The organism is Phenylobacterium aquaticum, from assembly GCF_947378715.1.
Taxonomy (GTDB): Bacteria; Pseudomonadota; Alphaproteobacteria; order Caulobacterales; family Caulobacteraceae; genus Phenylobacterium; species Phenylobacterium aquaticum_A.
Window position 1 is genome coordinate 1 of record NZ_CANCLE010000172.1, and the last position, 7587, is coordinate 7587.

The window sequence follows — 7587 nt, forward strand, 5'->3', positions numbered from 1 at the left end:
TAGAGCGACGGCCGCGAGCCCTGCGGCGCGGTGATCGAGATCAGCGAGGCGCCGGGCCGGTTCAGATATTGGAAGCTCGCCCGCAGCACGTGGAAGGTGCCCATCAGGTCGATATCGATCACGGTCTTGAAGCCATTGGGGCTGATGCCCAGGGCCGGAGCCACGAAATTGCCGGCCGCGCCGGACACAACGATGTCGATCTTACCGAATTTCTCGACGGCGGTGGCGAGCGCCGCGTCCACGGCGGCGAAGTCGCGGACGTCGCAGGCGATGCCCAGGGCCTCGTGGCCCGCGTCGGTGATGGTCTTGGCGGCGGCCGCGATCTTCTCCGCCGAGCGGCTGATGATGGTGACCTTGGCGCCGGCGTCGGCCAGCCGCTGGGCGATCCCCAGATTGATCCCGCTCGACGCCCCGGCGACGAACGCCACCTTGCCCTTCAGATAGCCGTCTTTGATCGCGCTGCGCATGGTCGTGTCCTCACCCGTGTTGTGGTTGGCGAGGAGGATAGCCGTTGACGCAGCGGCGGTGGCAATGGGATTTCAGCGGACGAGGGCCTGTCGCCTCAGGCGTCGCCCCCAAAAGAACACCCCCAACCCTACCACGAACGGGATGCCGCCAAAGGCCAGCATCAAGGTCAGCATCTGCCCCACATCGGCGATCACCGTGCGCCCGCCGCCGGTGATGGCGTTCCAGATCACCAGCGCCAGAAAGCTAAGGGAGCAGAGGCCTGACAGGACAGCGATCAATCCGCCGACGGCCATCAGCATGGCGCCGAAGTAGCGGTGGACGGGTGAGGCTTGGGTCATCGCCAAGCCTTCTGTCCTGACTGGTACATTGCCAATCCGGCGAAAACGCCAACTCCTCCAAATACACCAGTCACTATGATTGGACCTAGCAGGTCCCCTCCGGATTGATTGCCGTGTTGAAGGACCGCCTTGCCAATCTCAAGCATGCCGTAAGCTATAGACACCGCTGAAAGGGCGAAGATGGCGGCTCCGAGCCCCATCTGCAGACTAGCAAAAATGCGATCGCCCCGCGTGTGTCGGTAGGCGACCTCGGCAACCTGCTTTCTTCGACTAAGTCCCAGACCAATGAGGATCACGCCGGTCAGAATTGGAACGCCGCCGAAGAATTTCGTGAAGGCGACCATATAGGGATCTGCGGTCGACAAGGTCGCGCCGGAGCAAAGTCCGCTCAGCGTCACCATGAGTATGCCCGTCGGCAGCATGCCGTCGCGCCAGTCCGGCTTGGGTTGCGGCTCGCTCAACGCCCGCGCCCCTTCGCCAGTGCCCCGGCCCCCGCCGCGCCGGGCCGGTAGAACGTGTTGTAGGTGTCGAACGGATAGATCTTGCCGTCCGGCTCGACGAAGTGGACGCAGGAGCGCTTCACGGCGCCGAGGTCGAAATTGAAGCGGTCGAGGAACTGCGAGATCACCACCCGGAAGGTGTGCTCATAGGCGAGCTCCTCCGGCACCACGGCCTCGGGCAAGCAGCAGAGCAGGCCCGCCAGCTTGTCGGTGGTGTCGGCCTGGGCGGTGGAGAGCGACAACAGGTCGAAGATTCGGTCCCTGAGCTCTGGAAACCCTTCGAACGTGACGGTGTTCGGCGCGGCGGCTACGAACAGCTCGCGCGGCAGCAGCGAAGTGATCGGGGTGACGTTGGCGCCGTCGCGCAGGCCGTAGCCGATGCAGATCTGGTCGGGATTGCAGGGCAGGGGGATCAGGTCCTCCAGGCCGAATACGCCGGCCTTGGCGATCTCCCGGCGCACTTCGGTGAGCACGATGCGGTGGCGCTTGGCGTCGAAGCCGTCATTGCGCCCGGCGTCCTGGATCGGCTGGAAGGTCACGCCGCGCACGCAGCGCCAAGTCAGCGCATGGCGGACAATGTCTGCGATCTCATGGTCATTGACCCCCTTCTTCAGGGTCACGACCAGGGTGGTGGGGATGTTATTGCGCTCGAGGGCCTCCAGCGCTTGCTGGCGGACCTTGGTCAGGTCGGCGCCGCGCAGCTCCATCAGGGCGTCTCGGCTCAGGCTGTCGAACTGCAGATAGACCTCGAACCGCGGCATGAACGCCGCCAGCCGTTCGGCGAAGCCGGCCTCGCGGGCGATCCTCAGGCCATTGGTGTTGATCATCAGGTGGCGGATCGGCCGGGCCTTGGCCGCGGCCAGGATCTCGAAGAACTGCGGGTGCAGGGTGGGCTCGCCGCCGGAGATCTGCACCAGATCCGGCTCACCTTCCGAGGCGACCAGGGCGTCGAGCATGGCCTCGATCTCGGACATCGGCCGGTGCGCCTCGCGCTTCACCGAGCTCTCGGCGAAGCAGACCGGGCAGGAGAGGTTGCAGGCCTCGTTGATCTCCAGGATCGCCAGGCAGGAATGCTGCTCGTGGTCGGCGCAGAGGCCGCAGTCATAGGGACAGCCGTGCTCGGTGCGGCTCTGGATCGCCAACGGTCGATCGCCCGGCTTCACCCAGTCCCGCTGGGCCTTCCAATAGGAGAGGTCATCGCTGACCAGGGTCTTCTGCACGCCATGCTCGCGGCAGCGCTTCTGGTAGAAGACGTCTGATCCCTCGGCGATGATCTTGGCCGGGACCAGGGCCAGGCAGGTCTCACACAGGCTGGTGGTCTGGCCCAGGAACAGATAGGGCGCGGACTTGCGCGTCGCGCTCGCGGTCTCGGTCTCGGTCTGCGAGATAATATCCAAGTCCATAAGCCGCCAGCCCCAAACACAGCACGTGGAAGAGGTTAAACGGCCCGATCAACCGGGGATAGGGCTTCAGGAACTCCCAAGCGAACCTTTGCACTCCATACCAAAGGCACATGACATAGAAGCCGCGCCGCATGGCCCAGGGCGCGCGAACCGCAAGGCCGGCCAGATAGGCGAGCAGAAACAGCGCCATGGCGGCGCTTTCGTAGATCTGCACCGGGTGGCGTCCGATCCCGTCGCCCAACTCGACGGCCCAGGGCAGGGTCGTGGGCCGGCCGTAGGTCTGGTCGGTCAGACCGGAAAACAGGCAGCCGAACCGCCCGATCACCACGCCCAGGCTGAAGGATCCGACGAAGATGCCGCCCGTGGAGCCTTTGACGCCCCGCAGGGCCTTGTAGATCTCGACGGCCACGATCGCGCCGACCAGGGCGCCGACCACGCTGTGGGACAGAGCGCCGCCGGCCGCGCGCAGCGTGTTCAGCGAACCGGCCAGCCAGGCGCCCGGAATGGCGCCGGCTGCCAGGGCTGCAAAATAGCCGCCGTCCACCTTCAGGGCGACTTTGTTGACGCTCTCGCTGAGCCGCCAGCGATAGAGGATCGCACCCAGACCCATGCCGCCGCCCCAGGCCAGGAGGTCGAAGACGCTATGCGCCCACGGCGCGGTCGGGATGTGGATCATGGGCGCAGGAGGGCATGGCCCTCCCGCCGGCGCAACTAGATCGAGAAGCTCACCCCGCAGCCGCAGCTGGACTTGGCGTTGGGGTTGCGGACGCGGAACTCGGCGCCGGCCAGTTCGTCGACGAAATCGATCTCCGAGCCCTTGAGCAGGACCAGGCTCATCTCGTCGACCAGGGCCGCGGCGCCGTCGCGTTCGATGCGCAGGTCGTCCTTATTGGCGGTGTCGACCAGGTCGAACTGGTACTGGAAGCCCGAGCAGCCGCCGCCTTCGACGGCGACCCGCAGCATCACGTCGCGGCCCTCCGTGGCGCCGATGGCGCGGATCCGCTGGGCGGCGGCGGGGGAAAGGGTCAAGTCGGTGGTCGTCATGGCTGCGTAATACTCCGGCCTGAACTATATGAGATTGCACATGCCTCTCACCAAGAGGTCAATTTCACTCAGCGAGATCGAATGGTCCCGACCCGCGCCGCGTACGCCGAAGACGCCGCAGCTTCCCTGGGCCGCAAGGTCCCCGAACCCGAGAGCCGGACGCGGACGCCCTTCGCCCGCGACCGCGACCGGATCATCCATTGCACGGCCTTCCGCCGGCTGAAGGAGAAGACCCAGGTCTTCGTCGCCCACGAGGGCGATCACTTCCGCACCCGCCTGACCCATTCGCTGGAGGTGGCCCAGGTGGCCCGCTCGCTGGCGACCGCGCTGGGGCTGGAGCCGGACCTGGCCGAGACCATCGCCCTGGCCCACGACCTCGGCCATCCGCCCTTCGGCCATGCGGGCGAGGATGAGCTGCAGATCCAGATGGAGCCCTATGGCGGCTTCGATCACAACGTCCAGACCTTCCGGGTGGTGACCAAGCTTGAGCGCCGCTATCCGCGCTGGGATGGGCTGAACCTCACCTGGGAGACCCTGGAGGGGATCATCAAGCACAATGGCCCGGTGACCGAGAAACTGGCCAAGCCGTCCTGGAAGGCGATCAGCGAGTTCGACGCCGAATATGATCTGGGCCTGGGGGGCTGGGCCTCGGCCGAGGCCCAATGCGCGGCCCTGGCCGACGACATCGCCTATAACAACCACGACGTCGATGACGGGGTGCAGGCGGGCCTGTTCCACCTGAAGGAGCTGCTCGACGTGCCGCTGATCGGCCCGATCCTGGCCGGAGTGTATAAAGACTATCCCGACCTCGATCCTTCGATCACCCGATTGGAGGCCGTGCGCCGCATGATCGGGGCGATGGTGGAGGATGTGCTGGCTGAGACAAACCGTCGCGCCATCGCCGCCAAGGTCGGCTCCGCAGAGGATGTTCGCCAGCTGGATCACGCCCTGGTGGCCTTTTCCCGGCCTATGCTGGAGGACCTCGGGCGGCTGCGCGAGTTCCTGATGAGCCGCATGTATCGGCACTGGAAGGTCAACCGCACCCGCAGCCAGGCCCGCCGCATTCTGGCCGAGATGTTCCAGTTATTCATGGGCGAACCCGACGTCCTGCCGGAGGAATGGTTCGCCAGGTCGCAGAACCGCGACGAGGCCGGCCGCGCCCGCGTGGTGTGCGATTACATCGCCGGCATGACCGACCGCTTCGCCATCGAAGAGCACCGCAGACTTTTCCACCTCGACGTCTGGAATTAGGCGTCTCGACGGTTCAGAGCGCGGGCCCTTCCGGTAGACTGTCACCCCTACGCGCCGCCCGATTCGATTCGCGCGGGCCTGCCGGAGTCTGAGATGTCCAACCCCGATCGCGGCGCCTACACGCCGCCCACCGACGCGCCGCTGTCCTTCGATGCGCGCCAGCCGGTGCGCGGCGCGCGACCCGCTCCGATGATGCTGATCGTCAGCGCCCTGGTCCTGGTGGTGCTGGTGGTGGCGATCGTCATCTTCTATCGCTCCGGCGTGCATGAGGCAGGCGGCCTGCCGCCGGCCGTCGGGACGCCCGTGGGCCAGATGAAGGGTCCCGCGCCGACCGAGGCCCAGCCGATCGATCCCGCCGCCGGCCTGCAGATCTATCAGTCGGCCGAGGGCCAGACCCAGCCGGCCGCGCCCAACTTCACCCCCTCGCCCGAGCAGCCGCAGAATCGCGCCGCCACCGTCCCGGTGGTCACCGCCCCGCCGGCTGCGCCGGCCCAGGTCGCCGCCAACACCACCGTCGTGACCCCGCCGCCGGCCCCTGCGCCCAGGCCCGTGGCGACCCAGCCGATCGGCCCGGTCTCGGCCATGCCGATCAATCCCGCCAACAAGCCGGTGCTGAAGCCGGTCGTCACCGCCCAGGCCCAACCGACCCCCGCCAAGCCCGTGGCGACGCCGGCCCCCGCCGCCGGCGCGACCGGCGCGGCCATGGTGCAGATCGGCGCTTTCTCGTCCCAGGCCCTGGCCGACAAGGGCTGGAACGACGCCGCCCGCATCGCGCCGGGCGCGGTCGCCGGCAAGGGCAAGCGGGTCGAGCCGATCCAGAAGGACGGCGCCACCCTCTACCGCACCGCCGTGACCGGCTTCGCCAGCCGCGCCGACGCCACGGCCTTCTGTGACAAGCTCAAGGCGGCGGGCAAGAACTGCTTCGTGAAGTGACGACCCACGCCGCCATCCTGGGGTGCTCGGGCCTGACCCTGACCGCCGAGGAGCGGGCGTTCTTCACCGACGTCCAGCCTTGGGGCTTCATCCTGTTCAAGCGCAACATCGACGCGCCGGACCAGGTCCGGGCCCTGGTCGAGGCCCTGCGCGCGACGGTGGGCCGCCCGGACGCCCCGGTGCTGATCGACCAGGAAGGCGGCCGGGTGCAGCGCCTGGGACCGCCCCACTGGCGGCGCTATCCGCCGGGCCGCGCCTATGGCGTCCTGCCCGAGCCTCAGGGACGCGAGATGGCCCAGTTGGGTGCGCGGCTGCTGGCGCATGATCTCGCGGCGCTGGGGATCAATGTCGACTGCCTGCCGGTGCTCGACGTGCCCCAGGCCGGGGCCCATGACGTGATCGGCGACCGCGCCTACGCCGCGACGCCAGAGGGCGTCGCCGATCTGGGCCGCGCCGCCTGCGAGGGCTTGATCGAGGGCGGCGTGTTGCCGGTCATCAAGCACATGCCCGGCCACGGTCGCGCCGGGGTCGACAGCCATCTCAAGCTGCCGGTGGTCGACGCCCCGCTTGAAGAGCTCGAGGCGGTCGACTTCGCGCCGTTCCAGGCCCTGGCGGACATGCCGATGGCGATGACCTCCCACGTGGTCTACACGGCCGTCGACAGCCGGCACCCGGCCACCACCTCCCGCGCCGTCCACACCAAGGTGATCCGCGGCGCCATCGGCTTCGATGGGCTGGTCATGACCGACGACCTCTCCATGAAGGCGCTGGGCGGCGACTTCACCAGCCGGGCGCGCAAGAGCCTGGCCGCCGGCTGCGACATGGTCCTGCACTGCAATGGCGACATGGCCGAGATGCGCGGCGTCATCGCCGGGACGCGCCCGCTGGCCGGCCCCGCCGCGCGCCGGGCCAAGGCCGCCCTGGCCCGCGTCGCCCGACCGCTGGCTCCCTTTGACGTCAACGCCGCCCGCGCGCGCTTCGACGCCGGCTTCGAAGGCCGGTGGACGCCGTGAGCGACACCCGCAGCTTCCAGCCCCATCTCGACTTCGAGGCCGCGACCACGGCGGCCGACGACGGCGAGGCCCTGATCATCGATCTGGACGGCTATGAGGGCCCGCTGCACGTGCTGCTGGCGCTCGCCCGCAGCCAGAAGGTCGACCTGCTGAAGCTGTCGGTGACCAAGCTGGCCGACCAGTACCTGGCCTTCGTCCACCAGGCCCGGAAGCTGCGATTCTCGCTGGCCGCCGACTATCTCGTCATGGCCGCCTGGCTGGCCTATCTGAAGTCCCGCCTGCTGCTGCCCAAGCCCGAGCGGCCCAAGGCCGACGAGCCGCCGGCCGAGGAGATGGCCGCCCAGCTGGCTTTCCGCCTGGCCAAGCTCGACGCCATGCGCGAGGCCGCCGAGGCGCTGAAGGATCGCGCCCAGCTCGGCCGCGACGTCTTCCTGCGCGGCGATCCGGACGCCATCCAGGTGATCCCCTCCGGCCGGCTGGAGGGCGACCTCTACGGCCTGATGAGCGCCTATATCGCCCAGCGCCGCAAGGAGCAGGGCCGCCACTACACCCCGATGAGCCGCCACCAGGCCTATGCCCTGGAAGACGCCCGCGACCGCCTGCGCGAGATGCTGCCGGACATGTCGCGCTGGACGCC

At 68.1% G+C, this 7587-nt stretch carries 10 protein-coding genes; 4 read left to right on the forward strand and 6 right to left on the reverse strand.

What is annotated here, in order from left to right:
* From Q7P21_RS17570 to erpA, 6 genes are all read right to left on the reverse strand, one after another.
* On the reverse strand, positions 1-467 hold a 467-nt coding region (locus tag Q7P21_RS17570), incomplete at its 3' end, for an SDR family NAD(P)-dependent oxidoreductase (RefSeq protein WP_304178119.1).
* Positions 468-539: 72 nt separating this feature from the next.
* Positions 540-806: a hypothetical protein gene (locus Q7P21_RS17575; RefSeq protein ID WP_304178121.1), complete on the reverse strand. Its 267-nt coding sequence runs from the start codon at positions 804-806 to the stop codon at positions 540-542.
* Positions 803-1267 (reverse strand): hypothetical protein, encoded by a 465-nt coding sequence (locus tag Q7P21_RS17580; protein WP_304178122.1) that lies wholly within the window; start codon positions 1265-1267, stop codon positions 803-805. Before Q7P21_RS17580 ends, Q7P21_RS17575 begins: the two co-directional genes overlap by 4 nt.
* Complete coding sequence (locus Q7P21_RS17585) at positions 1264-2703, reverse strand: radical SAM protein (RefSeq protein WP_304178124.1); 1440 nt, start codon at positions 2701-2703, stop codon at positions 1264-1266. Before Q7P21_RS17585 ends, Q7P21_RS17580 begins: the two co-directional genes overlap by 4 nt.
* Entirely contained in the window at positions 2609-3385 is a 777-nt protein-coding gene (locus tag Q7P21_RS17590) for a prolipoprotein diacylglyceryl transferase family protein (RefSeq protein ID WP_304178126.1), read from the reverse strand. Before Q7P21_RS17590 ends, Q7P21_RS17585 begins: the two co-directional genes overlap by 95 nt.
* Before the next feature lie 35 nt (positions 3386-3420).
* Positions 3421-3753 (reverse strand): iron-sulfur cluster insertion protein ErpA, encoded by a 333-nt coding sequence (erpA, locus tag Q7P21_RS17595; RefSeq protein WP_304178127.1) that lies wholly within the window; start codon positions 3751-3753, stop codon positions 3421-3423.
* Between the two features lie 81 nt (positions 3754-3834).
* Between erpA and Q7P21_RS17600 the strand changes: the two genes are divergently transcribed.
* The 4 genes from Q7P21_RS17600 to Q7P21_RS17615 all read left to right on the forward strand — a co-directional run.
* Positions 3835-5004 carry a deoxyguanosinetriphosphate triphosphohydrolase gene (locus Q7P21_RS17600; protein ID WP_304178129.1) on the forward strand — a complete coding sequence of 390 codons (1170 nt, stop codon included), beginning with the start codon at positions 3835-3837 and terminating at the stop codon, positions 5002-5004.
* Positions 5005-5097: 93 nt separating this feature from the next.
* Positions 5098-5937 (forward strand): SPOR domain-containing protein, encoded by an 840-nt coding sequence (locus tag Q7P21_RS17605; protein ID WP_304178130.1) that lies wholly within the window; start codon positions 5098-5100, stop codon positions 5935-5937.
* Positions 5934-6950, forward strand: coding sequence for a beta-N-acetylhexosaminidase (gene nagZ / locus Q7P21_RS17610; protein WP_304178131.1), 1017 nt, complete (start codon positions 5934-5936; stop codon positions 6948-6950). Before Q7P21_RS17605 ends, nagZ begins: the two co-directional genes overlap by 4 nt.
* The coding region (locus Q7P21_RS17615) for a ScpA family protein (protein WP_304178132.1) at positions 6947-7587 on the forward strand (641 nt) is incomplete at its 3' end. The genes nagZ and Q7P21_RS17615, both read left to right, overlap by 4 nt.

Excerpts from the sequence above, each read along its gene's own strand:
- Q7P21_RS17575 (WP_304178121.1), bottom strand. The coding sequence starts at position 806 with ATGACCCAAGCCTCACCCGTCCACCGCTACTTCGGCGCCATGCTGATG.
- Q7P21_RS17590 (WP_304178126.1), bottom strand. The coding sequence starts at position 3,385 with ATGATCCACATCCCGACCGCGCCGTGGGCGCATAGCGTCTTCGACCTC.
- erpA (WP_304178127.1), bottom strand. The coding sequence starts at position 3,753 with ATGACGACCACCGACTTGACCCTTTCCCCCGCCGCCGCCCAGCGGATC.
- Q7P21_RS17600 (WP_304178129.1), top strand. The coding sequence starts at position 3,835 with ATGGTCCCGACCCGCGCCGCGTACGCCGAAGACGCCGCAGCTTCCCTG.
- Q7P21_RS17605 (WP_304178130.1), top strand. The coding sequence starts at position 5,098 with ATGTCCAACCCCGATCGCGGCGCCTACACGCCGCCCACCGACGCGCCG.